Consider the following 25,270-nt stretch of genomic DNA (forward strand, 5'->3'; position numbering starts at 1 on the left):
AAAGGTTCCTACCGAGAGAGGTAGGAACCTTTTTGTTTAATCAAATTTTAATTTTTTTAATGCCTCTGCGAACGGGTTGTTTAATGGTTCTTCTTCTTTGTTCTGTTGTTTCATATATTTTTGAACGTCGCGCTTATCAGCTTTGTTTCCAGATTCTTTTTTACGTCTCTCTTGGAACGTGGAAAGTTTTTCGCGATAGCCACATTTACATGCGAAGATTTGGCCTGCACCTTCACCACGTAATTCTAATTTCTTCTTACATTGCGGACAGCGAGCGTTTGTTGTACGAGATACGTTTTTACGATGACCACATTCACGATCTTGGCAAACGAGCATCTTTCCTTTTTTACCGTTTACCTCTAGCATTGGTTTCCCGCAGTCTGGACAAGACTTCGTTGAAATGTTGTCATGTTTATATTTTTTATCACTCGATTTAATTTCAGAAACAATTTCTTTCGTATAGTTCTTCATTTCTGAAATGAATACTTCTTTTTTTAGTTTACCCTTTGCAATTGCTTCGAGTTTTTGCTCCCATTCACCAGTTAGTGTAGGAGATTTCAGTTCTTCTGGCACTAAATCAAGTAACTGACGGCCTTTTGAAGTAATGTGAATATCTTTACCACGTTTTTCAAGTAAGAACGAATTGAATAACTTGTCGATAATATCAGCTCGTGTCGCTACAGTACCTAATCCACCAGTTGATTTTAACGTATCAGCAAGTTGTTTATTTTGCGTATCCATATATTTCGTAGGATTTTCCATTGCTGAAAGTAAAGTCGCTTCGTTAAATCGTGCAGGTGCTTTTGTTTGACCTGATGTTTGCATAATTAACTTTACAGTTAATGTATCGCCTTTTTCAATGTGAGGTAGAAGTTGTTCTTTTACGTCATCAGTTACATCATCATCTTCAAAGCGATTTTCATATACTTCTTTCCAACCGGCATGCAGAATAGTTTTTCCGCGTGCAATGAATGTTTCATTACCAACTTTTGTGCGTAACGTTAGTTGCTCGTACTCGAATGCCGGGAATAAAACTGCTAAGAAACGTTTTACAACTAAATCATAAATTTTACGTTCTTTATCTGTGAAGGCCGAGAAGTTAACGTATCCTTCTGTCGGAATAATTGCGTGATGATCACTTACTTTACTATCATCAACAAATGACTTATTAGACTTGATAGGCTTTTGTAATACTTTATGTGCTAAAGGACGGTACTCTCCAACGCCACATGCTTTTAGACGTTCTGGAAGTGTTCCAACGATATCAGATGAAATATAGCGTGAATCTGTACGAGGGTACGTTAGCACTTTATGTTGCTCATACAATTTCTGCATAATGTTTAACGTTTCTTTCGCAGAGTAACCGAACTTTTTATTTGCATCACGTTGTAATTCAGTTAAATCGTAAAGACCAGGAGAGAATGACTTCTTCTGTTTTTTATCAATTTCCACAACAGTAGCATTGTGTTTATCTAAACCTCTTACGATGCTATCAATTTTTTCTTTATTAAAACTGCGGCTATTACCATTTGCATCTTGCCAAGTTAGTTTTAACTGATTCGTTGTTTGTGCTTCGATGCCATAGTAAGTTTGAGATTTGAAGTTCTTTATTTCATCTTCACGATTAGCGATCATAGCGACAGTAGGTGTTTGTACACGGCCGCAATTCAGCTGGGCGTTAAAGCGAGTCGTTAATGCTCGAGTCGCGTTAAGGCCGATATACCAGTCAGCTTCTGAACGTGCAACTGCTGAAGCGTATAAATTGTCGTATGCTTTACCTGGTTTTAAATTTGCAAAACCATCTTTAATTGCTTTATCAGTAACAGATGAAATCCATAAACGCTTAATAGGTTTCTGTATTTTAACTTTATCGATAATCCAACGAGCGACTAATTCTCCTTCACGCCCAGCATCTGTCGCTACAATAATTTCATTTACATCTTTTCTAAGTAGCTGACTTTTTACAGCATTAAATTGTTTCCCTGTTTGTTTAATCACCGTTAATTTCAAACGCTCTGGTAGCATCGGTAAATCTTCTAAATTCCACTGCTTATACTTCACATCATAGCTTTCTGGATCTGCTAATGTAACAAGATGACCTAAAGCCCAAGTTACAATATATTTACTACCTTCAAGGTAGCCATTTCCTTTTTTATCGCACTTAAGTACACGCGCAATATCACGTGCAACGGAAGGCTTTTCAGCGATTATAACGCTTTTTGACATATTTAAAACATCCTTTCAAATTTCCATACGTTAACTATAGCATACATCTTCTTGAGATTCAGTTTCGCTCCAAATTTGAATGTTTCTTAGTGGAGTGAACGAAATCTGTTTGAAATCAAATGATGGCGATAGAACATAATATGCACAATGATGAGACTATGAAAAATAGATACTTATTTATTATGCGTATTGTTTTATCAGTTGCTTCTATATGAAATAGAAAAGTAAAGAACTTGTTATTTTAGTAGAATAAGAGTAGACTTTGAAGTAGATGAATACTAAACACATGGGAGTTTGTGGAGACAAACTGAGAGTATGACTAATCCGTCATTGACCATTTGAACCTGTTGGATAATGCCAGCGTAGGGAGAGTGTAAAAGCACATGTTCAGGCACTTTGCATACGCGCAAAGTGTCTTTTTGTGTATCTCCCATCACTATAGTTAGGGGATGAGAAGGATGAATATGAAAGAAATTAGTAAAGTAGTGGATTTGGTGAGAGAATCTAATCCGCTCGTTCATAATATTACAAATGTTGTTGTAACAAACTTTACAGCTAACGGTTTGTTAGCGTTAGGGGCATCGCCTGTAATGGCGTATGCAAAAGAAGAAGTAGCAGAAATGGCTAGCATTGCTGGAGCGCTAGTATTAAATATGGGGACACTTCGTCCTGAAGAAGTAGAAGCGATGTTACTTGCGGGTAAATCAGCAAATGTGAACGATGTACCAGTACTGTTTGATCCAGTTGGTGCAGGAGCAACATCGTATCGAACAGAAGTTGCGAGGCATATTCCGGCTGAAATTGATTTAGCGATTATCCGCGGAAATGCAGCTGAAATAGCGAACGTTATTAATGAGAGCTGGGAAATTAAAGGGGTAGACGCCGGTGCTGGAAATGGCAATGTCGTAAGTATTGCAAGGCAGACAGCGGATGAATTAAATACAGTAGCGGTGATTACTGGAAAAGAAGATGTTGTTACAGATGGAGAGCGAACGATTCTTATTCGAAATGGTCACTCTATTTTAACGAAGGTTACGGGAACTGGTTGTTTACTAACTTCTGTAATAGGAGCATTTGTAGCAGTAGAAAAGGATTATGTAAAGGCAGCGGTAGCGGCATTAACGTTTTATGGTGTAGCTGCGGAACTGGCAGCTGCTAAGACAGTGGAAAAGGGACCTGGTAGTTTCCAAATTGAATTTTTAAACCAGTTAGCAAATACAACTTCAGATGATATTGAGAAGTATGGGAAGATTGAGCTTATATAGTAAGGAGGGGAACTAGATGTCACGTATTACAAAGGCTGAAATGTCTAGATTACTATCAGTATATTTTATTATGGGAAGTAACAATTGTGCGAAGGAGCCACTACAAGTATTGAGAGATGCACTTGAAGGCGGTATAACAATTTTTCAATTCCGTGAAAAGGGGGAAGACGCTTTAACGGGCGAGAAACGTATTTGTTTTGCAAAAGAACTACAAGCAATTTGTAAGGAGTACGGTGTACCATTCATCGTAAATGATGATGTGGAACTAGCTCTCGAGTTAGATGCAGATGGCGTGCATGTTGGCCAAGATGATGAAGGAATTACTTCTGTTCGTGAAAAAATGGGAGATAAAATTGTTGGTGTATCTACCCATACAATTGAAGAAGCACGCTGGGCAATTAAAAACGGAGCTGATTATTTAGGTGTTGGGCCTATTTTCCCAACGAGTACGAAAAAAGATACGAAAGCTGTGCAAGGAACGAAAGGTTTAGCTCATTTTAGAGAACAAGAAATTACAATACCAATCGTTGGGATTGGTGGCATTACAATTGAAAATACCGCTGGGGTTATAGAAGCCGGTGCGGACGGTGTTTCTGTTATTTCCGTGATTAGTTTAGCTGAATCTCCGTATGAAAGTACGAAGAAGCTAGTAGATGAAGTAAATAGGAGTTTGTAGGAAAAGGGAACTTCACAAAAATAGTAAAGAACATAATGGATGGTTAAAAATATTTAAACAAACGTTTGATTAAAAAAGCACAAACCCTTTAAAATTGTAGGTTTGTGCTTTTTCTTTAAAACATAATTGATATTAAAAGCATTCCAATTCCGATAGAAGTGAATGTTGCGATTAGGCCTGGAATCATAAAGCTATGATTTAAAACATATTTACCAATACCTGTTGTACCAGTGCGATCAAAGTTAATGGCAGCAACGATTGTTCCATAGTTTGGAATAAAGAAGTATCCATTTACTGCAGGGAACATCGCGATTAGTAGTGCTGGTGGAATACCGAGTGATAATCCTAGAGGCATTAAAGCACGTACTGTTGCTGCTTGGCTATATAGTAAAATAGATAGAATGAATAATGCGATGGCAAATAGCCATGGTGCACTTGTTACTAGGTGTTGAATTGATCCTTGAATCATATTTAAGTTTCCGTTAAAGAAAGTATCTCCCATCCAAGCGATACCGAAAATAGCAACAACTGCTGTTGCCCCCGCTTTAAAGACGTTACCAGACACGATGCTTTCTACATTTGGTTTGCAGAAAATAATAATAAGAGCTGCGATAGTTAACATAACCATTTCAATTGTGTTTGGCATGGAAAGACGAACTAACTTCCCGTCAACCATCCATCCTGGCCGAAGTGCTTCAAATGAACCGAGAAGGACGACAAGGAAAGTTCCTACTAAGAAAAGGATAACGGATAGTTTAGCGCCCTTTAAACCAACAAATTCTTTCTTCTCTTCAATTTTAGGAATCATTCCTTCTTTTAAACGTTTCAAGTATTCAGGGTCTTCATTTAATTCTTTCCCCATTTTGCTAGCAATAAATGCAGCTACCATACAAGCGATGAAGGTAGAAGGAATACTTACTTTTAAAATATCTAATAAGGTGATTTTATAGTCAGCTAGCATTGCTAAAAGTGCAACTGTTGCAGCTGATATAGGACTAGCTGTAATTGCTTGTTGGGAAGCGATTACGGCAATTGACATTGGTCGTTCCGGTCTAATCCCAGATTCGCGAGAGACTTCTGCGATAACAGGAAGTACAGAATAAGCAACGTGACCAGTTCCTGCGCACAGTGTAAATAAATAAGTAACAATTGGAGCAAAGAATGTAATGCGCTTTGGATTTTTTCGTAATGCTTTCTCAGCCAGATGAACAAGGTAGTCCATTCCTCCAGCGGCTTGCAGTGCACCGGCAGCTGTAATTACTGCTAAAATCATAAGCATTACATCAATAGGAGGAGCTGTAGGTTGTAAGTGAAAGACGAAAACAAGTATTGCCATACCAACGCCACCCATTACTCCTAGACCAACTCCGCCTAAGCGTGCGCCAATAAAAATGCAGAGTAGTAACGTAAGAAATTGTAGCCAAAACATGATAAACTACCTCCGAAATTCATTAGTTAAGATATATTCGAATAATTTAATTTGAATGAAAATTAAAATAAATACTCAAAATAATCCTTGTGTTATATACATTTTTTATTATATAACACAAGAAATATAACATTCACGTACTTTGTTAAATTATTTCGAAAAAATAATGCATTGAAACTTTACATTTGCATCTCTAAATAGGTAGACATTTTAATTCTTATGTTGTAATCTTTGATAGAGAATAATTTAATTCTCATAGAACTCCCATATCGTTCAACTCGTTCAGCGAGAAAGGCAAACTGATGGAAACATTAGGACGCAAAACTAAAGGAGCTAAGGCCGAAAGGCTATGCTAGCCAGTTACCGGACGGATAGGGTTGGTCTTGACCAATGCTCTTTTCATTGGTCTTTTTTTTATTTATAAACAAATGAGAACTTTTATCGATTGTTAATGAGGTTTATATTTTAATAGTTTTACTTTATATTAAGTTAATTAAGAAAGGTGATGTTAATGAAAAAATATTGGCACAGGTTATCATTTCTTCAAAAAAATGTATTGTTAACTGTGTTAGTTATTTTAACGCTTGTTGGTACTATGGGAGCATTAAGTTTTAACATGTTTCAAAATAGCATGATGTCTATATTTGAAAGGCACTCTTTTGAAACAGGAGATACGGTATTACATAAATTAGATGAAGAAATATTAAGAGATGTTGCAAAAGACCCAACGGCAGAAAGAGAAAAGAGAGAGAAGTTAACAGAGAAATTAGATGAATCAACGGAAGAATTGAACAGTGTTGGACAAACGTATATTGTTGGAGCGAAAAAAAATGAAAAAGGTGAGCTGCAAATCATTGATTTGTCTACAGGTTTAGCAAATGTTGTTGAAGTAAGGCCGGGAGAATATTATAAACAACCAGATCTTTGGATGAAAGCATATGATAAAGTAATGAGCACGAAAAAAGCAAACATGACAGAAATATATGAAGACGCATTAGGAACATGGGTAACGATATTAGAGCCAATTAAAGATGGAGAAGGTAACATTGTGGCACTAGTTGCAGCAGATGTAGATGCCTCTATTGTTCCTAGTACAAAGGAAAAGTTCATTATACAAGGTTTAATGTTTATTTGTATTTCTGTTTTAATTGCAACTGTTGTTCAATTCTTAATTGTACGTAACGCGCTTGCTCCATTGCGGGATTTACGTGAAGGATTGCGCAGAGTTGGTAAAGGTGATTTAAGTATTAAATTAGAGGAAAGACCAGATGATATTGGTATTATTAATGCGTATTTTAATAATACCATCGAGAAGTTTAAAGGAATTATAGATAAAGTGAAACAGACAGCAGAACAGGTTTCCTCATCTTCACAAGAATTGTCAGTGAGTACGAAAGAGAATAGCATGGCAGTCCAAGGAATCGTAAGTTCTATAGTTGAGTTAAGGGCTGGCGTTCAATCACAAGAAACTTCAGTACCAAAATATTTAAGTATTGTATATGAAATGGAAGATAGGATGGAAGAGATAACTAATATTGCAAAACAAATGGCGAAAGAGTCTGAAGGTACGAAGCATCATTCAGTAAAAGGAAATGGTGTTATTGAACAGGCGATTAATCAGATGAACATAATACAAAATGCAGTACAAGATTTATCTTCTATCATTCATTCTTTGGAAACAAGATCAAAAGAAATTAGTGATATTGTAAACGTAATTACAGGTATTTCAAATCAAACGAATTCGCTAGCTTTCAATGCTTCTATTGAAGCTTCACGTGCTGAGGCAACCGGAAAGGGATTTGCCGTTGTTGCTGATGAAGTGCGTAAATTAGCAGAGCAGACGGAAGCATCAGCAAAAGATATAGCGAAATTAATAGGGGAAACACAAGTTGAAACGGAAGAAGCTGTTGTTTCAATACAAAAAGCTTCAAAAGAAGTAGAATCCGGAATTAAACTTTTTCAAAGTAGTGGTGCTTTCTTTGAAAAAATTTCAAAATCAGCACAATCTGTTACAAATCAAGTTAGAGTTGTTTCTAGCAATTCAAGTGATATATTGCAAAATAGCCAAAATATTGTTCGTGTTGTAAATGAACTATCACTTATTGCAAATACGTATGCAAATAGTAGTAATAATATTGAAGAAAGTATGAAAGAGCAGGAAATGTCTGTACAAGATATTGCTGAATTAGCTAGTTCTTTAAGCTGGCTTTCACAGGAGTTACAAGAGTTAATAGGGGAATTCAAAAGTTAAATGAAATGATTATACGTGCTTTTGTTTGTTCAATAAAATAAATCATGCTACAATGAAAACGAATTAAGGACCGGGGAGCCAATTGGCTGAGAGGATGTAAACAAACATCGACCCTCAACCTGATCTGGATAATGCCAGCGTAGGGAGTTACTTAAAGTGATGTAGCATATGTTATTCTATAATAACTTGCATACAAGGCTTTCCTACGCAGTAGGAAAGCCTTTTCTTGTTTTAACATTTCATTTTATAAGGGGGATTTTACTATGTCACAACAAGTTACGATTTCATTTTCAGTAGTACCACAAGCGAAGAAAAAAGATGTGTATTCTGTTGTCGATAAAGCAATTGAAGTTGTACAACAATCGGGAGTTCGTTATGAAGTAGGGGCAATGGAAACAACGCTGGAAGGAGAATTAGATGTACTTCTTGATGTCATTAAACGTGCGCAACAAGCTTGTGTGGATGCTGGAGCAGAAGAAGTGATTACTTCTATTAAAATCCATTATCGTCCAAGCACTGGTGTAACGATAGATGAAAAGGTTTGGAAGTACCGTGATGAATATGCAAAACCAGAAGCAATCTAAAATAATTACAACAATTTGGCTTATCCTTCTCATAGCGATATGGGAAGGATCTGTTTCATTATTTAAAATTGAACCGTGGATTTTACCGAAGCCTTCTGCCATTGTTCAAGAATTAATTGGAATGAAAGATTTACTATTACCGAATACGATGCAAACGTTACAAGAGGTTCTAATCGGACTGTTTTTTGCGATTTTAATTGGGACAAGTATTGCAATTATTATGGATGTTATCCCCTTATTTCGTATTTTAATAAATCCGTTGCTTGTTATTTCACAAACGATTCCAATCGTTGTACTTGCACCGTTATTTATTATTTGGTTTGGATATGGAATGCTACCGAAAGTAATGGTAGTAATACTTGTTTGTTTCTTCCCAATTGCGCTTAGCATTTTAGAAGGTTTTCAAACGGTAGATAAAAATATGTTGAAGTTGTTGCAAACGATGAAGGCAACGAAATGGCAAGTTTACCAGAAAGTAAAGTTTCCAGCAGTACTGCCATACTTTTTCTCAGGTTTAAAAATTGCAGTTACATATAGCGTAATGGGAGCAATTATTGGGGAATGGCTCGGTGCAAGCGAAGGATTAGGAGTTATGCTTACAAGGGCTACAAAATCCTTTTTAACAGCCCGAGTATTTGGTGTGGCAGCAATTATTGTTATGGTGACATTATGTCTGTATTTTATCGTGGAGTTTATGGCAAGAATAACAGCACCATGGATATATAGAAAGGACGGCAGAAAATGAAAAAAGGTTTAAAAGTTATGTTGGCTGCCTTATTAGCAGTAGGTGTGGCTGGATGTAATCCGGCGAAGAAAGAAGAAAGTGCAAGTAAAGATCAAAAAGTAAAAGTAGTATTAGATTGGTTTCCGAATACGAATCATACTGGCCTATATGTAGCGCAAGCGAAAGATTATTATAAAAAGCAAGGCCTCGATGTAGAAATTATTCAGCCTGGTGATAATGTGACAGCGGAGCAAATGATAGCTTCTGGAAAAGCCGACTTCGCAATAAGCGCACAAGAAAATGTAACGTTGGCTCGTGTGGAAGGTATTCCTGTTGTATCTGTAGGAGCAATCATCCAACATAACACTTCAGCTTTTGCATCACTTAAAAAAGATAATATGACGTCACCAAAAGATTTTGAAGGTAAACGTTACGGTGGCTGGGGAGGACCAGCAGAAGAAGCAACGCTGAAGACAATCATGGAGAAGCATCAAGCTGATTTTAATAAAGTTGAAAAAATCATCTTAGGACAAACAGATTTCTTTAAATCAATCGGTCGTGATGCCGACTTTGAATGGATATATTACGGATGGGATGGAATTGAAGCGAAGCGCCAAGGAAAAGAGTTAAATACGATTATGGTGAAAGACTTAGACCCAGCGCTTGATTTCTATAGCCCTGTTATTATTACGAGTGAAAAACATACGAAGCAAGATAAAGACTTTGTGAAAAAGTTTATGAGTGCAACGACAGAAGGTTATAATTTTGCAATTAAAGAACCGAAAGAAGCTGCTGATATTTTAATTAAAGCAGTTCCAGATGTGAATAAAGAATTAGTACAAGAAAGTCAAAAATGGTTAAGTACGAAGTATCAAGATGATGCAAAAGCGTGGGGAGTACAGAAGGAAGAAGTTTGGACGAATTACATGAATTTCTTATATGATAACAAAGTTATTAAGAAGAAAATTGATGTGAAAGATGCCTTTACAAATGAGTTCCTTCCAAGTGAAAAATGAGTGGATTACAAATAAAAGAGATTGTAAAAGCTTTTGATGGAAAGAATGTATTGGCAAATATTAGTGCTTCTATACGAGAGGGAGAGTTCGTTTCCTTTGTAGGACCGAGTGGTTGCGGGAAAAGCACATTATTAAATATGATTGCAAATGTTGAAAGCCCAACAAGTGGGAATGTAACGTATAAGGATAGGCACGTACAAGAGCAAGATGTTGTAAGTTATATGCCGCAACAAGATTTATTATTACCTTGGCGATCAGCTTTGCAAAATATAGTTCTTCCATTGGAAATCGAAGGGAAACCGAAAAAACAAAGGCTGACAGAGGGAATGGAAGCATTAAAGCAATTTGAACTAGATGAATATGCAGACCATTATCCAGATGAATTGTCTGGTGGTATGCGTCAAAGAATTAGTTTTTTGCGCACATATTTATGTGAAAAGCCAATTATGCTACTTGATGAGCCTTTTGGAAAATTAGATGCCTTTACAAAAATGGAAGTACATAGCTGGCTTTTAAACTCTTGGCACCAAGAGAAGCAAACAATCGTTATGGTTACACACGACCTAGATGAGGCAATCTTGCTTTCAGATCGCGTATTTATTTTATCTCAAAGACCAGCCTCAATAGTTGGTGAGGTACAAGTGAAATTACCTAGACCGAGAACGATGGATATGTTAACATCACTTGAGTTAAAGAAGGATAAGGAAGAAATTCTGAGAGTATTAGCTCCTTATATGAAAAAATAGAAAAAGTCTTTTAACAGTTTTTGGTATAATTACTGTTAAGAGGCTTTTTTATATAGGGGGAGAAAGATGAAATCTATAGAGAAAATAGTTGATTCATTAACGCCGGACAATCTTGAAGAAGGAAAGTCCTTATTAAAAAATCATATTTTATTAATGAAGTATGGTATGGAACATCATGAATTAAAAGAAGAAGAGATGTCAGAAGTTTTAAAGTGGGTTCAAGGCCGGAATCAATTGAGAGAAGATGTTCCAGAATTACGCGATTTACATTTAATTAAAAAGTTTCAAGTGGTATTAGATGAATTTATTCATTCTATAATTTCAAATGGTTATGTGGAAGATGCGGTAGAAGTTTTAGAGAGTGTATTAAAAAGTATGGGAGCAGTCGCTCATATTGTAAAAATTATGTTTGTTGGCAAAAGAAAAGTTAATAGAAATTCTTTAGAAATGGTAGAAGGGTTAAAACGAGAGTGCTACAACTTAATGGAACAGCGTGCTGCTGTCGGGTTGCATGCTCAAATCTTTCATGTTTTAGGTTTTGTTCATTCCATTCAGTTTGATTTAGAAGAAAGGTCGCAGGAACATGGACGAACTGTAATAGGCCTTTTAACGGATTTTAAGACGAAGGAATTGAAATCTGTACAACAATTTCAAAACGAAGAACATATTCCAGAAGTGAAAAATATGGTTAGTAAAGAGTATGGGGTAGAACTACAAAGAAGAATTTATATTTGGAAATCGTTAACGCTCATCTTTACAAGTCCATATGCATTAGAAAAGATGTATAAAGAAATTTACGCAGAAAATGAAAAAGCGGAGAAGGAACAAAAGAAAAAATAGAGAATAAAATATAACAGAGTAGTTTATACTCTTAATATAACAAATGTTAAAGGAGTGAAAGGATAAAATGACTTTATCAACTGTTCTTCAAATGGTTTTAGCTTGATGCGGGAGAAGTCTGCCCATTTTTAACGATTAAGCTAAATTGAAGACAGCAGGTAAAGAACCTTAATCCTTTTTTACTATAATATGTAATGGGTAAGGTGTATTCACCTTACCCATTTTTTATATATACAATTAAATAAGGCTTTATACTGTTGCTCTCTCTATTTAGCTTATGAACTATAAGTAGAGGAGAGAAAAAAATGAGTATATTAACAGTAGAAAATGTAAGTCATTCGTATGGTGAGAAAACCATTTTATATAATGCGTGTTTTCGACTATTAAAGGGCGAGCATGTTGGGTTAGTTGGGAAAAATGGAATTGGAAAATCAACATTGTTAAGGATTTTAACAGGAGAACTTATACATGATGACGGAAACATTGAATGGTTTCCACATGTGAAGATAGGTTTTTTACAGCAGCATATGGATTTACAAGAAGGAATAACAATTGAGGGATACTTACAAAGTGCATTTTCTAATTTGTATGCGGTTGAATGTGAAATGTTAAAAATTGCTGAAGAAATGAATGGAGCAGGAGAAATAGAAAAGTTGTTAGTAAAGTATGGAGAATTACAAACTATATTGGAAAGTTCTAATTTCTATCAAATTCATACAGAAATTGAGGAAGTAGCAATCGGTTTAGGTTTATTTGAAATGGGGCTTAAAAAGGATGTTTCAAAGTTAAGTGGAGGACAGCGAACAAAGTTATTACTTGGGAAGCTCCTTTTAGAAAAAGCTGATGTTTTATTGCTAGATGAGCCAACAAACTATTTAGATACAGCCCATATAGAATGGTTGCAATCGTATTTGAGACTGTATGAAAAAGCTTATGTAATCATTTCACATGACGAAGCATTTTTGAACAGTATTACGAATGTTATTTATCATCTAGAAGAACGGAAAGTGAAGCGGTACGTAGGAAATTATGAAAAATTTGTGCAAAGTTATCAATTGCAAAGGAAACAATTACAATCGGCGCATGCGAAACAACAAAAAGAAATCTCTCAGTTAGAAACATTTATTCAAAAAAATAAAATTCGAAAAGCGAAACAGGCTAAAAGTCGAGAGAAAGTATTGGAGAAAATGCAAAGGATTGAAAAGGTTAATCATGTACCTCGATCCCGTTTTGATTTCAATGTTTATGAGGAGCCAGTTAGTCGCATATTACAGGCTGAAAAACTAAGGATAGGATATAGTTCTCCGTTATGTCCAGAATTGAATTTGCAAGTAAAAAAAGGAGAAAAGATAGCGATTGTTGGTCATAATGGGATTGGAAAAACGACAATGTTAAAAACGTTATTAGGTCAAATAAAGCCGCTAAGCGGTTCAATTTCTGTTGGAGAACGAGTAAATCCTGCTTATTTTGCGCAGGAGGAGTTTGCTTCAGAAACAACACCATTAGAAAAAGTTTGGGCAGAACGACCAGATATGACAAAGAAAGAAGTACGCCAAGTATTAGCAAAGTGTGGATTGAAAGAAGAACATGTATTAAAACCTATTCGTTTATTAAGCGGCGGGGAACAAACGAAAGTACGTTTATGTGAACTTATCGTAACGAAAAGCAATGTTTTAATTTTAGATGAACCGACTAATCATTTGGATATAGAAACAAAGAAGTCTTTGCAGGAAGCGTTACAACAATATAAAGGAACAGTTTTACTTGTCTCACATGAGCCTTCTTTCTATGAAGCATGGATAACAAAAGTATGGAATATAGAAGAATGGGACGCTGAACGATATGAATAAAGAAAAGGCATTAGCTTGTATAAGCTAATGCCTTTTCTTTGTGATTAACATGATTTTCGAGAACTCTTACATGAGAATTGTATGAAGAAGCACTCTTATGGTGCGCTTATAAGCGTGCTTTTTCTTATGTTATGTTTATATTTAGATGCCTTTCCCTAACAGGCGACTATCTTTCTTTATATATATAGATAGTTTGAAATGGAATGAAAATAATTCCTATATGTAAAGAATAATGTGATTAGTATAGGAAGACAATAGAACTTAAAGGAAATTCATGTAAAATTCAGATGAACTTCACATGAACTTCATATTAGAAACTAAATATGATTATAATAGGTTATTATAATATCAATTTGTGATTTTTCATAAAATTAAAAGTTTGAATTTAGGATAGAGCACTCAAACCTAAATTCAAACTTTAGTGAAATAATTAATGGAGGTTACGTTTAGTTTTCGCTAATAGATGCATTTAAAAGTTCGGCAGGATTGCCTGTTCCTGCCCCTCCGATTGTAATCGATCCACCAGGAGGAATTTCACCATTCCATCCTGCATTCGTAATTACGTAATGATTATTTGTTTTACTACTAATTTTAGAATCCCAAACTTGTGTTAAATTGCCGTTATAATCAAATTCTAATTTCCAGTTTTTAATAGAGGTCGTTCCACTATTTTTAATTACAATCGAGAAGTTGTAACCACTTCCCCAATTTGAAGTGACTGAAAAGGTAGCATTCCCATTTCCACCAGGAGGTGTTGTGTTAGTATCGTCTGTTTTTACAATAATAGAAGTAGGCTGTGATTTATTCCCAGCAGCATCCTTTGCTATTACTGAAAATGTGTATTCTGTATTAGATTTTAAATTTTTAATTGTAATGCTATTTGTTGTTGTACTCCATTTCTCTTCTCCGGCAGTAATTTCATATTCCGTAACTCCTACGTTATCAGTAGATGTAGTCCAGTTTAATTGAACGGAGTTTGAATTTTTATTTGTAACAGCAATATTTTTTACGTTTGTTGGTGGTTCAGTATCTTTTTGAGTAATAGGTCCACCAAGTAATTCTTTTACTAGCGTATCAAGTAATTTTGGCCCACTACAACTATATTTTGGACTTGTACGGCAATCCCCGCTTAGTTCCCAAAACATTGCGCCACTTAAACCCTTTGTCTTTATATAGTCTGTTTTATATTTCATAGATTCGTTGTCATCATAGCTAATAAACGTGCCTGTAGTCGCATTATATAAATAAGGTACTTTCGCTACATCGTTCCAGTGGCGAACAAAACCATTTTTATTAACATAATTAGCTGCTAAATCACCGTAATCGTACACACCTGTGTCACCGGTAGAGTAATCATCCCAAGTACCTTTAGAAGCGAGCTTTCCATCACTACCTGGTTTACAAGGTTGGTATTGCCCGTTATTTTCTTTTCCGCAATTTTTCCATCCACGTCCGTAAAAAGGTACACCTAATACGAGTTTATCCGCTGGAACCCCTTCATTTGTATAAATGTCTATTGCACCATCTACGTAAAATTTCGTATCTGCTGCTGGGTCATTTGGATCTTTGTATAGAGCTGCATTATGGTTAGAAGTAGCTTCCCATCCACCGTGGAAATCATATGTCATAATATTAATCCAATCCAGTATTTGAGAGATTTTCTTTAGCTCTGTATGATCAGCATAACGTTGGCTTGCACCTGATGCGATTGTTAGTAAGTATTGTTTACCATCTTCTGCACCAGCTTTCGTTAATGCATTTCGAACATCTTGAAGGAGTAGGGTGAAGTTTTGCTTATCTTCAGGACGATAACTACCACCAGGAATCGTTTCTACACCCGGATATTCCCAGTCTAAATCAACGCCGTCAAATCCATATTCGCGAAGAAAAGCTACTGTAGATTCAGCGAATACTTTTCTTGTTTTTTCATCAGCGGCCATATCAGAAAAACGGTTAGACCAAGTCCAGCCACCAACGGAAATAATTGTTTTTAAGTGAGGAAACTTAGCTTTTAATCGTTTCAGTTCTCCGAAATTTCCACAGCGGGCGTATTTATCACAATCTTCCCAAGTTGTACCTGATCCCGGATAAGATTTTGTGACATCAGCCCATGGTTCACCGAGTACGAGAGTACCATTAGGGACCTCTTTATTTTGCAGTGGTACACCAGACTCTTTACAGTTCCACGTTTGTTTATTCGGATTATCAGGGTGAGTAGAAGGGTTTCCATGTTTTCCATTCCAGCAAATATCAGCGAAAGCATAGTTTAAATGAGTTAGCTTGGATGCATCAATGTCTGCAACTTGATAATTGCGTCCGTAAATACCCCATGAAGGAAAATACCCAACAATTTTTTGACCTTGCTTTGGTGAATTTGCTAATGCAACATTTGGAGTAATAAAGTTTGTGAGAAAAAGAGGTAAGAATAGTAGTAGAGATAGTAATAGCAATGTGAATTTTTTGGAGCTCATAGTCATTTCTCCTTTCAAAATAAAAGATATATTTAAAGGCGTACGCCAGTAAACCAAAGTGAATCTAGACGTATGAAACGTCTAGATAAAAATGATCAGACATCACGAAGTCTATACAAGGGAGCTGGGGGTGATTAAATCGTAGCAAATGTAAGATTTAGTGTAAACGCTTTATTTGATTCGGAAAGATTTTCTCAATATGAAATGGCTCTAACACAGACTACACATGAAAATAAAATATTGATTAGGGAGGAAAAGGCTCCTTGTAATTAAATTTGAGAAAAAATTGTATACAGTCAATTTGTAATAGCGTAGCAAGATGAGAAAATATCATGTAAAATAATAGTAAAAATATGTAAAGGAGCGAATGGTGTGGATGTCTTTTTGAACATTGCTGAAGAAAAAATTCGACAAGCAATACGGAATGGAGACCTTGATCATATTCCGGGAAAAGGAAAACCACTACAATTAGAAGACCTTTCAATGGTACCTCCAGAACTTAGAATGAGTTATAAAATCTTAAAAAATGCGGGTATGATTCCACCAGAAATGGAACTACAAAAAGATATATTAAAAATAGAAAACTTAATTGCATGCTGTTATGATGAAGTAGAGAGAAAAGAATTACAAGAAGAGTTAACAGCAAAAACGCTGCGTTTTCAGCAGGTAATGGAAAAGAGAAAGATTAAAGATAGTTCAGCTTTTCGTATGTATCAGGGTAAAGTATTTCGTAAATTACGCTAAGAGGGATAAGATGAATACATTTGAAACGATAGAAGAATTAGCGACATATATTGAAGGACAACAATTAGTACTGCTGTTTATTAAAACGGAAAATTGTGGTGTTTGTGATGTTATGTTAAGAAAAGTAAATTGCGTATTAGAGAATTATGATTACGTAGAGAAAGTAGAAATATTACTACAAGACATGCAAGAGATCGCAGGGCGATATGCAGTATTTACAGGACCAACAGTTTTATTATTTTATAATGGAAAAGAAATTCTTCGTGAATCGCGCTTCATTTCACTTGAAAATCTAGAAAGAACCATTCAATTATTCAAAGATTAAGGGAGGCTTTTATATGGAATTTATTATTGTCATATTATTATTTGTTGTAGTTGGAACGATCGTAACAGCAGTTCGATCAAACAAAAAGAAGGTAAATCTTACAAAACAAAATAACATTCATAATTCATCCAACAGCTCATCACCATTATTTTTCTTTGCTGGATCGGATAATGATGGCTCGCACGATGGAGGTTCACATGATTGCGGAGGTTCTTTTGGTGGAGATAGTGGAGGTAGCTGCGGTGGTGGAGGCGGCGGTGATTGATGAGAATACGCCCTATAGGGGGGCGTATTTCTTTTTAAACAAACGTTTGATTAGTTGGCTTACATATGCATAAAAACAGTTAAACAAACGTTTGATTAATATTTTTAATGTAATAAGGGGAATAGAAATGAAAAGGGAACCGAAAGTGAAAAATAAGGGGAAAGTAATGTTATTTTTATTAGCTGCGGGAGGCGTATTTCTTGTTAAATTAGGATTTAAAATTGGAATAATACATATGATTCGAACGTGGTTTGAAAGTACGTTTTCTTAAATAAGGAATATAGCCTCTTGCGATAGAGGTTTTTTATTTGTTATTATTAGACTGAACGGTCGGTTTGAAGAGGTGTAAATATGAGAAGAAGTACAGAAGAGATAAAGAAAGAAATTGCTTATAAAGCAGAAAGTCTGTTTTCACAGAAGGGTTATGCAGCTACATCTATGGAAGAGATTTGTGAAATTACAGAGCGAAGTAAAGGAAGCATTTATTATCACTTTAAAAGTAAAGAAGAATTATTTTTATTTGTAGTAAAACAGCATACGTATGATTGGCTTGAAAAATGGAATGAAAAAGAGAAGTTGTATAGTACGAGTACTGAAAAACTATATGGTCTCGCGGAATATTATGTAGAGGACATACAGCAACCCATTTCAAATGCAATAGAGGAATTCTCTATGAGCCAAGTTGTAAGTAAAGAAATTCTGGATGAACTGTTAGCTTTAACTAGAGAATCATATGTTACGGTTGAGGAATTAGTTGAAGCAGGTATACAGTCTGGAGAGTTTCGAGAAGATGATACGCGTGATCTTATGTATATTGTGAATGGATTATTATCGGGGCTTGGAGTACTTTACTACGAGTTAGATTATAAAGAGCTGAAACGTATTTATAAAAAGGCAATAGATGTATTGTTAAAAGGAATGGCAGCTGAATAATAGGTCAGTTGCTTTTCTTACAAAAAAATAGACCGAACGGTCGGTTTATGAAAGAGGAATGAAAATGAACGCTTTATTTAAAAACCGAGCATTTATGCTCGTTATGGCATCTGATATTTTACAACAATTTGCAATTTGGATTAGAAATATGGCTCTTTTATATTTCATAATGGAGCGAACGAATAATGATCCAGTTTCAGTTTCTTTGTTATCGGTTATGGAATATGCACCTATTTTTATTTTCTCGTTTATCGGTGGGGCGCTAGCTGATCGCTGGAATCCGAAAAGAACGATGGTTGCTGGAGATGTATTAAGTGTACTGTCTATTGTAGGAATTGTCTTGTTGTTAAAGCTGGATTATTGGCAGGCTATATTTTTTGCAACACTCATTTCCGCGATTGTAGGTCAGTTTTCTCAGCCATCATCTTCGCGTATATTTAAACGCTATGTAAAAGAAGAACAGGTAGCAAATGCGATTGCATTTAATCAAACATTACAGTCATTATTTATGATTTTTGGACCAGTGGTAGGATCGCTTGTATATACACAACTTGGTTTATTTACGTCACTATATAGCTTAATCATTTTATTTTTGTTATCTGCTATAGCCCTTTCATTTTTACCAAAATGGGTGGAACAAGAGCAAGTGGCGAGAGGTTCATTAAAAAATGATATAAAAGAAGGATGGAAATACGTTCTTCATACGAAAAATTTACGTATGATTACGATTACTTTCACCGTTATGGGCTTAGCTGTTGGACTAACGAATCCATTAGAGGTATTTCTTGTAATAGAGCGCCTTGGAATGAAAAAGGAAGCAGTTCAATATTTAGCCGCAGCTGATGGAATCGGTATGTTAATCGGTGGTATTGTTGCTGCAGTTTTCGCTTCAAAAGTGAACCCGAAAAAGATGTTTGTATTCGGTATGAGCATATTAGCAATGTCATTTTTAGTAGAAGGGCTATCTACATCATTTTGGATTACTAGTTTCATGAGGTTTGGAACAGGTATTTGTTTAGCTTGTGTTAATATAGTCGTCGGTACGCTTATGATTCAACTTGTACCAGAAAATATGATTGGAAGAGTAAATGGAACAATTTTACCACTGTTTATGGGGGCAATGTTAATCGGAACTTCACTAGCTGGAGGATTGAAGGAGATGACCTCACTAGTTACTGTATTTTGTATAGCAATGTCACTTATTTTGTTAGCAATAGGTCCGGTTTTACGTATGCAAATAAAGAAAGAAGATATTGTGAATCGAGAGGAAATGACGAATTGATTAGTTTCGAAATAGCTATTGTAAGGGAGCAGAATTGCTCCCTTTTCTTGCGGCAATCTTTTGACAATGATATGCCCCAACTATATACTGATGATGTAAAAACGATTTTACAGGTTAGGAGAAATGGTGTGAAAAATCAAATCTATGAATTACGCACTGAAAACAATATTTCACAAGGTGCATTGGCTGATAAGTGTAAAGTTTCTAGACAGACGATAAATGCAATTGAGAATAATAAATATGATCCAAGCTTAGCGTTAGCATTCCGTTTAGCTGAAGTATTAGGAACAACTGTTGATAAACTATTTTTGTACAAGCTGTAGGGGGAGTAGTTGTTGGGGAAAGAGAAAATAAGTCTTGTAGTTACGGCATTAGTAGCTATAAGTACGTTAGTGTTTGCACTTTATTATTGGTTAACTGAACTTCAAGTAAACTGGTATGCACTATTTATTTGTAGCATCGCATTACATTATATGTTTAAAAGTTTGGCATCGGTAGGTTTTAATAAATGGATTGATTTTCATAACATACCTCTTTTATTTGCGTTATGCGCTGCGGTAGTTGTAAAGCCGGCTGTAGAATTTTTAATTGTAAGACGTTATCGCTAAAACTAAAGAAAAGATCCTCTTCTCATGAGAAGAGGATCTTTTTTTTATAGCGTTTTAGTTTTTGGACTAGGTGGTGTAACCGATGTATCATTTTCGGGAACCCTAGTTAGTAAGAATCCACCGATAACGAACAGTACAATAATACTAAGGACACCAGCGTTGGTTTTTCCTGTTAATTGCGTTGTAACACCGACTAATACTGGCCCCATAATTGCCGCGAATTTACCAAAGATATTATAAAATCCGAAGAATTCATTTGCAGATTCTTTTGGTACCAGTTTTGCAAAATAGGAACGACTAAGTGCTTGAATACCACCTTGAGAAGTGGCAACTAACATTGCTAAAATCCAGAAATCGAGTGTCGTTTTTAAGAAATAAGCATATATGCAGATAATGATATAAATAATAATGCCGACGTATAGCATTTTTTTACCTGTAAATGTTTCTGATAACTTTCCGTATAATAAGGCGAATGGACAAGCTACAATTTGTGTGACAAATAAGATGATTAATAGATTCGTTGCACTAATACCGAGATCTGTTCCGTAAGCGGTAGACATAGTAATAATTGTATCGACCCCGTCAATGTAGAAGAAGTAAGCGATTAGGAACATAAATACAGTTTTATATTCTTTAATATTTTTAAAAGTATCAGCAAGGCGTTTGAAGCTCATTGCAATTGGTCTTGGATGACGTTCAATGTAATGTGTTTGCTCTACATTTTTTAACATTGGAATTGTAAATAATCCCCACCAAAGAGCTGTTATTGCGAACGAAATTTGACTAGCAATGCCGACTGATAAAGGGATAGTTCCTTTTTGAGCAAGAATAATAAGAGCGATACAACCGATAAAAGGAATTGTGCTCCCAATATAACCTAATGCAAAGCCCCTTGTAGAAATTCGGTCCATTCTATCTTTAGAGGTAACATCTACTAAAAATGCATCATAAAAAATGTTTGCTCCCGCAAAACCGACTAATGCGAGCATATAGCAGCCTAGTAATAAGTACCACTGAGATGTTGGGACGACTGCTAGCATACTTGTAAATACGATACCGAGTCCAAAGAAGAATGTGAAAAATCGTTTTTTAAATCCTTTATAATCAGCAACTGTGCCGAGAATAGGAGCAAGTATAGAAATTAAAAGTGTAGCGAAAGAGTTCGCATATCCCCAATATGCCGTTGAAGTTGCACCAGATAGTCCGGCTTCTTTTGCAGCTGCTTTAAAGTAAATTGGAAATAATGCAGTGGTAATGACGAGCGAATATACCGAATTCGCCCAATCGTATAATATCCAGCTTTTTTCTTGTCTGGACATTTTTTTCATATAATGTTCCCCCTTAAATTAGTTCTACTAACAGTGTACAAAAATAAAAATTATAAAAAGAGAAACAGTGATGATTTTTACATAACTTTTACATATATACACAGTTCTTTACAATTGAAGTAAATCCTCTACAATTGATCCGTCTGTTTCACCTAAGTGTAAACCGAGTAGTCTAGCGATAGTTGGACCTTCATCAATAAGTCTCATATACGGAATGGTAACGCCGCTTTTTATCCCTTTCCCAGCAGCGATAAAAATTGTTTCATAGTTAGGTTTTGTTGGAGAGTATCCATGCGTACCAAATGTATATTTTTTACTAGGCGTAACATCTTTTTCAGTAATTTCTTTTATAAAATCGCCTGTATAGTTTTCAGTGAAATAATATCCTTCTTGTGCTTCCAACATAAATAAACAATTACCATCTGCACCGCAGTCTTTTGCAGCTTCATCATGAAGCATAAATTCAATACCATTTTGTTTATTTTGAAGTAACTCTTCAAGTAGTAGTTGTACTTTTTGAATTGTATCCGTATCATTTTTGTCCTTCACATATACATAGGCAGAGCCGTCGCAACTTTGGCAATAGACCTTCCAGTCTACTAATTTTCCTTTTGAATTTATAGATATAAGCCCTTTTTGATGAAATAGTACATTTAATTGAATGGCTTTGTTTTCACTTAAGGCGCTATGATCACCGAGAGCGATAATTGTACTTTCTTCGTATAGGTCACTGTCTTTTAAAGCTTGAATAATTTTTCCTAGCCGTTCATCATGTCTATAGATAGCAGCTATTGTTTCGTTAGATTCAAAGCCGTGATAGTGTCTTTGAGTGTCTAAATCGGTGAAATGTACAAACATGACATTAGGCTTCTTCGTCTGGATTGTATACACAGCAGAAGCAAGTACGAAATCATCGAGTTCAGGTTGTGACAGCCCATTTCGTATATGGCCGAAGCGCTGATTTAAATCTAATTGATATAGCGGGCTACCGCTAAATAATGAAACTAAGATTTGATTTTGCCACGGTCTATTTGGAAAGATTTCTGGTAAATTGTAATCAATATTTGCTCTGCCGGTAACAGGCCATAGAAGGGCAGCTGTCGTTAAATTTGCTTTACGTGCTTCATCGTATAACGTTGTTCCTTTAATGGATTTTCGGTACCAATGCCAATCTGGTGACTCGCGTCCAGGTTGAAGTAACGTATTGCTAACTACACCATGTTTATTAGGGTAGTTTCCAGTAACGATTGTTGAGTGACTTGGATATGTTACAGAAGGATAAATAGGTTCCACTTTTCTCGCCATCGCGCCCTTATTTATTAATGTTTGGAAATTAGGAAGCTTTTGTAATATAGGAAAATCTAAAGCTGATAAGCAATCGAAAGATAAAATAATGACGTGATTTGTTAATGCTTTATCCATAAAGTTCCCTCCTGATTATATAAAACCTATTCTTATATATTACTATTAATACCTAGTAATAAAAATATATTTCTAGGTAAAAATTTATTATTTATTTTCAGAAAAATTAAACATATAATTAAGTATAAGGGAATGAATGGAAGGAGGGAATACTATGGAGTGGCTAGATGGATTTAGTATCTTTTACATCATTGGCGGAATTACGATTATCCTTGTATTTGCTATTTCGTATTTACTAAAGAAACGGTTTCCAAACAAACAGTTCGATATTATATTTGCACTTAGTTTAATACTTCTGTGTTTAGCATCTTTTCCCGTTACAATGATGGTGATTGGTGGATGGGAAGGAATGGGATATGGATTTATTGGTTTCTTCGTTCTACTTGGTACACTTATCGGTATGATTGCACATCAACTTGTAAAAATCTCGCGAAAAAGCTACGTATAAAACTGCAGAAAATGAAAAGAATATATAAAGATGAGAAAATTAGCTATTGTTTTAAAAAAGAATTTATATTATGATAATCAACAAATTTATTTCGTTATAACGATGAAAAAGGACTAGTACATGTTCAATCTTTTTAGCAGAGAGAGAATCCGTCAGGCTGAAAGATTCTTAAAAAGGCGATATGGAACCTACCTTTGCGTTCTGCATATGCAGCGGGAATTTCCCGTTATCCAAAAGAGAGCATGCGCAATTTTTGTGCATGAATCAGGGTGGTAACGCCGGCAAAGCTCGGTCCCTATTTAGGGACACGGGCTTTTTTGTATTTTCAAAAGGAGGAAGACTGACTATGGCAAAAGAACAAGTACAAGCGATTACGAAGATGGAAGAGGACTTTGCACAGTGGTACACAGATATTGTAAAAAAAGCAGAACTTGTTGATTATTCAAGTGTAAAAGGATGTATGATTCTACGCCCGTACGGTTATGCCTTATGGGAAAATATGCAGAAAGTTATGGATGAGAAGTTAAAAGCAACTGGTCATGAAAATGTGTATATGCCAATGTTTATTCCAGAAAGTTTATTGCAAAAAGAGAAGGATCATGTAGAAGGATTTGCTCCTGAAGTAGCATGGGTGACACATGGTGGGGATGAAAAGTTAGCGGAGAGACTTTGTGTACGCCCTACATCTGAAACTTTATTTTGTGAGCATTTTTCAAAAATTGTGCAATCCTATAATGATTTGCCAAAGTTATATAATCAGTGGTGTTCAGTAGTTCGTTGGGAGAAAACAACGAGACCATTCCTTCGTACAACGGAATTCTTATGGCAAGAGGGTCATACAATTCATGAAACAGCAGAAGAATCGCAAGCTGAAACGTTACATATTTTAAATCTATATGCTTCTTTCTGTGAAGATTACTTAGCAATACCAGTAATTAAAGGGCAAAAAACAGAAAAAGAAAAGTTTGCAGGAGCAAAGGCAACTTATACGATCGAAAGTTTAATGCATGATGGGAAAGCACTTCAAACAGGAACATCCCATAACTTTGGAACGAATTTCTCTGAAGCATTTGATATTAAATTTTTAGATCGCAACGGTAAGTGGCAATATGTACACCAAACATCTTGGGGTGTATCAACAAGAATGATAGGTGGACTTATTATGGTTCATAGCGATAATAATGGTCTTGTAATGCCTCCTAAAGTCGCACCAGTACAAGTTGTTATTGTGCCGATTGCTCAGCATAAAGAAGGAGTTTTAGCGAAAGCAACAGAGTTACAAGAACATATTCAAAAGGTTGCACGAGTAAAAATAGATGCTAGTAATAAAACACCAGGCTGGAAATTTAATGAGTATGAAATGAAGGGCATTCCAATTCGATTAGAAGTTGGTCCTAAAGATATTGAAAAGAATCAAGTTGTACTTGTTAGAAGAGATACGAAAGAAAAAGAATTTATATCAATGGATCAATTGGAAAAACGTATTCCAGCACTACTTGAGGAAATTCATAATTCTTTATTTAATAAGGCAAAAGTATTCCGCGATGAGAATACGTATAGTGCGACGAATTTCGAAGAGATGAAAAAAGTAGCTGATGAAAAGCAAGGATTTATTAAGGCAATGTGGTGCGGAGAATTAGCTTGTGAAGAGAAGCTAAAAGAAGAAGTTGGAGTATCTTCTCGCTGTATGCCTTTTGAGCAAGAGCATTTAGCTGACCAATGTATTTATTGTGGTAAAGAAGCTAAACAAATGGTGTATTGGGGAAAAGCGTATTAATGCTTTTTTGATAGATGATAAAAAGGATTTTGGGCTGCATAATAAAATGCAATCCAAAGT

At 35.5% G+C, this 25,270-nt stretch carries 24 protein-coding genes, 3 riboswitches and 1 other annotated feature; of the genes, 19 read left to right on the top strand and 5 right to left on the bottom strand.

Annotated features, from left to right (window positions below):
• Positions 1-36: 36 nt before the first annotated feature.
• On the bottom strand, positions 37-2,226 hold the full coding sequence (topB, locus tag MKX31_RS00445; protein ID WP_064477220.1) for a DNA topoisomerase III: 2,190 nt from the start codon (positions 2,224-2,226) through the stop codon (positions 37-39).
• 276 nt (positions 2,227-2,502) lie between these two features.
• Positions 2,503-2,612: riboswitch (TPP riboswitch) on the top strand.
• Positions 2,613-2,675: 63 nt separating this feature from the next.
• Here topB and thiM point away from each other — a divergent pair.
• Positions 2,676-3,491, top strand: coding sequence for a hydroxyethylthiazole kinase (gene thiM, locus MKX31_RS00450; protein WP_339328658.1), 816 nt, complete (start codon positions 2,676-2,678; stop codon positions 3,489-3,491).
• 16 nt (positions 3,492-3,507) lie between these two features.
• On the top strand, positions 3,508-4,167 hold the full coding sequence (gene thiE / locus MKX31_RS00455; protein WP_340979700.1) for a thiamine phosphate synthase: 660 nt from the start codon (positions 3,508-3,510) through the stop codon (positions 4,165-4,167).
• A gap of 115 nt (positions 4,168-4,282) precedes the next feature.
• On the opposite strand, the gene MKX31_RS00460 is transcribed toward thiE, so the two are convergent.
• Positions 4,283-5,596 carry an anaerobic C4-dicarboxylate transporter family protein gene (locus tag MKX31_RS00460; RefSeq protein WP_088046926.1) on the bottom strand — a complete coding sequence of 438 codons (1,314 nt, stop codon included), beginning with the start codon at positions 5,594-5,596 and terminating at the stop codon, positions 4,283-4,285.
• A gap of 283 nt (positions 5,597-5,879) precedes the next feature.
• Positions 5,880-5,964, top strand: a riboswitch (cyclic di-GMP riboswitch).
• Between the two features lie 143 nt (positions 5,965-6,107).
• Between MKX31_RS00460 and MKX31_RS00465 the strand changes: the two genes are divergently transcribed.
• The 7 genes from MKX31_RS00465 (at position 6,108) to MKX31_RS00495 (ending at position 13,607) form a co-directional block, all read left to right on the top strand.
• A complete protein-coding gene (locus MKX31_RS00465) occupies positions 6,108-7,847 on the top strand; it encodes a methyl-accepting chemotaxis protein (protein WP_064477223.1) in 1,740 nt (579 codons plus the stop codon).
• Positions 7,848-7,908: 61 nt separating this feature from the next.
• Positions 7,909-8,010: riboswitch (TPP riboswitch) on the top strand.
• Positions 8,011-8,110: 100 nt separating this feature from the next.
• Positions 8,111-8,431, top strand: coding sequence for an MTH1187 family thiamine-binding protein (locus MKX31_RS00470; protein ID WP_088046927.1), 321 nt, complete (start codon positions 8,111-8,113; stop codon positions 8,429-8,431).
• Positions 8,403-9,176, top strand: coding sequence for an ABC transporter permease (locus tag MKX31_RS00475; RefSeq protein ID WP_001057159.1), 774 nt, complete (start codon positions 8,403-8,405; stop codon positions 9,174-9,176). Before MKX31_RS00470 ends, MKX31_RS00475 begins: the two co-directional genes overlap by 29 nt.
• Positions 9,173-10,171, top strand: coding sequence for an ABC transporter substrate-binding protein (locus tag MKX31_RS00480; RefSeq protein WP_046958852.1), 999 nt, complete (start codon positions 9,173-9,175; stop codon positions 10,169-10,171). Before MKX31_RS00475 ends, MKX31_RS00480 begins: the two co-directional genes overlap by 4 nt.
• The gene (locus MKX31_RS00485; RefSeq protein ID WP_000016075.1) at positions 10,168-10,917 is read left to right on the top strand and encodes an ABC transporter ATP-binding protein; all 750 of its coding nucleotides are present in this window, start codon (positions 10,168-10,170) and stop codon (positions 10,915-10,917) included. Before MKX31_RS00480 ends, MKX31_RS00485 begins: the two co-directional genes overlap by 4 nt.
• Positions 10,918-10,983: 66 nt before the next feature.
• The gene (locus MKX31_RS00490; protein ID WP_088046928.1) at positions 10,984-11,757 is read left to right on the top strand and encodes a hypothetical protein; all 774 of its coding nucleotides are present in this window, start codon (positions 10,984-10,986) and stop codon (positions 11,755-11,757) included.
• A 305-nt stretch (positions 11,758-12,062) separates the two neighbouring features.
• Positions 12,063-13,607 (top strand): ABC-F family ATP-binding cassette domain-containing protein, encoded by a 1,545-nt coding sequence (locus MKX31_RS00495; RefSeq protein ID WP_088046929.1) that lies wholly within the window; start codon positions 12,063-12,065, stop codon positions 13,605-13,607.
• 446 nt (positions 13,608-14,053) lie between these two features.
• On the opposite strand, the gene MKX31_RS00500 is transcribed toward MKX31_RS00495, so the two are convergent.
• Positions 14,054-16,078, bottom strand: coding sequence for a glycosyl hydrolase family 18 protein (locus MKX31_RS00500; RefSeq protein ID WP_088046930.1), 2,025 nt, complete (start codon positions 16,076-16,078; stop codon positions 14,054-14,056).
• Between the two features lie 372 nt (positions 16,079-16,450).
• Between MKX31_RS00500 and MKX31_RS00505 the strand changes: the two genes are divergently transcribed.
• The 8 genes from MKX31_RS00505 to MKX31_RS00540 all read left to right on the top strand — a co-directional run bounded on the left by MKX31_RS00505 (position 16,451) and on the right by MKX31_RS00540 (position 20,235).
• Positions 16,451-16,822, top strand: coding sequence for a DnaJ family domain-containing protein (locus tag MKX31_RS00505; protein WP_088046931.1), 372 nt, complete (start codon positions 16,451-16,453; stop codon positions 16,820-16,822).
• Positions 16,823-16,832: 10 nt separating this feature from the next.
• The gene (locus MKX31_RS00510; RefSeq protein ID WP_064477227.1) at positions 16,833-17,147 is read left to right on the top strand and encodes a thioredoxin family protein; all 315 of its coding nucleotides are present in this window, start codon (positions 16,833-16,835) and stop codon (positions 17,145-17,147) included.
• A 13-nt stretch (positions 17,148-17,160) separates the two neighbouring features.
• Positions 17,161-17,412, top strand: coding sequence for a hypothetical protein (locus MKX31_RS00515; protein ID WP_064477228.1), 252 nt, complete (start codon positions 17,161-17,163; stop codon positions 17,410-17,412).
• Between the two features lie 127 nt (positions 17,413-17,539).
• Positions 17,540-17,683 (top strand): hypothetical protein, encoded by a 144-nt coding sequence (locus tag MKX31_RS00520; protein ID WP_000817976.1) that lies wholly within the window; start codon positions 17,540-17,542, stop codon positions 17,681-17,683.
• Between the two features lie 80 nt (positions 17,684-17,763).
• Positions 17,764-18,345, top strand: coding sequence for a TetR/AcrR family transcriptional regulator (locus MKX31_RS00525; RefSeq protein ID WP_088046932.1), 582 nt, complete (start codon positions 17,764-17,766; stop codon positions 18,343-18,345).
• Between the two features lie 64 nt (positions 18,346-18,409).
• Complete coding sequence (locus tag MKX31_RS00530) at positions 18,410-19,627, top strand: MFS transporter (RefSeq protein ID WP_088046933.1); 1,218 nt, start codon at positions 18,410-18,412, stop codon at positions 19,625-19,627.
• A gap of 71 nt (positions 19,628-19,698) precedes the next feature.
• Entirely contained in the window at positions 19,699-19,950 is a 252-nt protein-coding gene (locus MKX31_RS00535) for a helix-turn-helix transcriptional regulator (RefSeq protein ID WP_002070345.1), read from the top strand.
• Between the two features lie 12 nt (positions 19,951-19,962).
• A complete protein-coding gene (locus MKX31_RS00540; RefSeq protein ID WP_088046934.1) occupies positions 19,963-20,235 on the top strand; it encodes a hypothetical protein in 273 nt (90 codons plus the stop codon).
• A gap of 44 nt (positions 20,236-20,279) precedes the next feature.
• Here the strand turns inward: MKX31_RS00540 and MKX31_RS00545 are convergent, their stop codons facing one another.
• Both MKX31_RS00545 and MKX31_RS00550 read right to left on the bottom strand, forming a co-directional pair.
• Complete coding sequence (locus MKX31_RS00545; RefSeq protein WP_000738835.1) at positions 20,280-21,563, bottom strand: MFS transporter; 1,284 nt, start codon at positions 21,561-21,563, stop codon at positions 20,280-20,282.
• Positions 21,564-21,671: 108 nt separating this feature from the next.
• A complete protein-coding gene (locus MKX31_RS00550; protein ID WP_088046935.1) occupies positions 21,672-22,985 on the bottom strand; it encodes an alkaline phosphatase family protein in 1,314 nt (437 codons plus the stop codon).
• 154 nt (positions 22,986-23,139) lie between these two features.
• Here MKX31_RS00550 and MKX31_RS00555 point away from each other — a divergent pair, with 154 nt between their 5' ends.
• Both MKX31_RS00555 and proS read left to right on the top strand, forming a co-directional pair.
• Positions 23,140-23,433 (top strand): YesK-like family protein, encoded by a 294-nt coding sequence (locus MKX31_RS00555; protein ID WP_064477233.1) that lies wholly within the window; start codon positions 23,140-23,142, stop codon positions 23,431-23,433.
• A gap of 93 nt (positions 23,434-23,526) precedes the next feature.
• Positions 23,527-23,733 (top strand) — a binding site (T-box leader).
• A gap of 46 nt (positions 23,734-23,779) precedes the next feature.
• Positions 23,780-25,210, top strand: a complete 1,431-nt coding sequence (gene proS, locus MKX31_RS00560) for a proline--tRNA ligase (protein ID WP_064477234.1) — start codon at positions 23,780-23,782, stop codon at positions 25,208-25,210.
• Positions 25,211-25,270 lie beyond the last annotated feature (60 nt).

Source organism: Bacillus sp. FSL M8-0063 (assembly GCF_038005545.1).
GTDB lineage: Bacteria > Bacillota > Bacilli > Bacillales > Bacillaceae_G > Bacillus_A > Bacillus_A wiedmannii.

Excerpts from the sequence above, each read along its gene's own strand:
- MKX31_RS00520 (WP_000817976.1), top strand. The coding sequence starts at position 17,540 with ATGAAAAGGGAACCGAAAGTGAAAAATAAGGGGAAAGTAATGTTATTT.
- thiM (WP_339328658.1), top strand. The coding sequence starts at position 2,676 with ATGAGAAGGATGAATATGAAAGAAATTAGTAAAGTAGTGGATTTGGTG.
- MKX31_RS00485 (WP_000016075.1), top strand. The coding sequence starts at position 10,168 with ATGAGTGGATTACAAATAAAAGAGATTGTAAAAGCTTTTGATGGAAAG.
- MKX31_RS00555 (WP_064477233.1), top strand. The coding sequence starts at position 23,140 with ATGGAGTGGCTAGATGGATTTAGTATCTTTTACATCATTGGCGGAATT.
- thiE (WP_340979700.1), top strand. The coding sequence starts at position 3,508 with ATGTCACGTATTACAAAGGCTGAAATGTCTAGATTACTATCAGTATAT.
- MKX31_RS00535 (WP_002070345.1), top strand. The coding sequence starts at position 19,699 with ATGCCCCAACTATATACTGATGATGTAAAAACGATTTTACAGGTTAGG.
- MKX31_RS00475 (WP_001057159.1), top strand. The coding sequence starts at position 8,403 with ATGAATATGCAAAACCAGAAGCAATCTAAAATAATTACAACAATTTGG.
- MKX31_RS00545 (WP_000738835.1), bottom strand. The coding sequence starts at position 21,563 with ATGAAAAAAATGTCCAGACAAGAAAAAAGCTGGATATTATACGATTGG.
- MKX31_RS00480 (WP_046958852.1), top strand. The coding sequence starts at position 9,173 with ATGAAAAAAGGTTTAAAAGTTATGTTGGCTGCCTTATTAGCAGTAGGT.
- MKX31_RS00470 (WP_088046927.1), top strand. The coding sequence starts at position 8,111 with ATGTCACAACAAGTTACGATTTCATTTTCAGTAGTACCACAAGCGAAG.
- proS (WP_064477234.1), top strand. The coding sequence starts at position 23,780 with ATGGCAAAAGAACAAGTACAAGCGATTACGAAGATGGAAGAGGACTTT.
- MKX31_RS00550 (WP_088046935.1), bottom strand. The coding sequence starts at position 22,985 with ATGGATAAAGCATTAACAAATCACGTCATTATTTTATCTTTCGATTGC.
- MKX31_RS00510 (WP_064477227.1), top strand. The coding sequence starts at position 16,833 with ATGAATACATTTGAAACGATAGAAGAATTAGCGACATATATTGAAGGA.
- MKX31_RS00490 (WP_088046928.1), top strand. The coding sequence starts at position 10,984 with ATGAAATCTATAGAGAAAATAGTTGATTCATTAACGCCGGACAATCTT.
- MKX31_RS00495 (WP_088046929.1), top strand. The coding sequence starts at position 12,063 with ATGAGTATATTAACAGTAGAAAATGTAAGTCATTCGTATGGTGAGAAA.
- MKX31_RS00500 (WP_088046930.1), bottom strand. The coding sequence starts at position 16,078 with ATGAGCTCCAAAAAATTCACATTGCTATTACTATCTCTACTACTATTC.
- topB (WP_064477220.1), bottom strand. The coding sequence starts at position 2,226 with ATGTCAAAAAGCGTTATAATCGCTGAAAAGCCTTCCGTTGCACGTGAT.
- MKX31_RS00460 (WP_088046926.1), bottom strand. The coding sequence starts at position 5,596 with ATGTTTTGGCTACAATTTCTTACGTTACTACTCTGCATTTTTATTGGC.
- MKX31_RS00530 (WP_088046933.1), top strand. The coding sequence starts at position 18,410 with ATGAACGCTTTATTTAAAAACCGAGCATTTATGCTCGTTATGGCATCT.
- MKX31_RS00515 (WP_064477228.1), top strand. The coding sequence starts at position 17,161 with ATGGAATTTATTATTGTCATATTATTATTTGTTGTAGTTGGAACGATC.
- MKX31_RS00525 (WP_088046932.1), top strand. The coding sequence starts at position 17,764 with ATGAGAAGAAGTACAGAAGAGATAAAGAAAGAAATTGCTTATAAAGCA.
- MKX31_RS00465 (WP_064477223.1), top strand. The coding sequence starts at position 6,108 with ATGAAAAAATATTGGCACAGGTTATCATTTCTTCAAAAAAATGTATTG.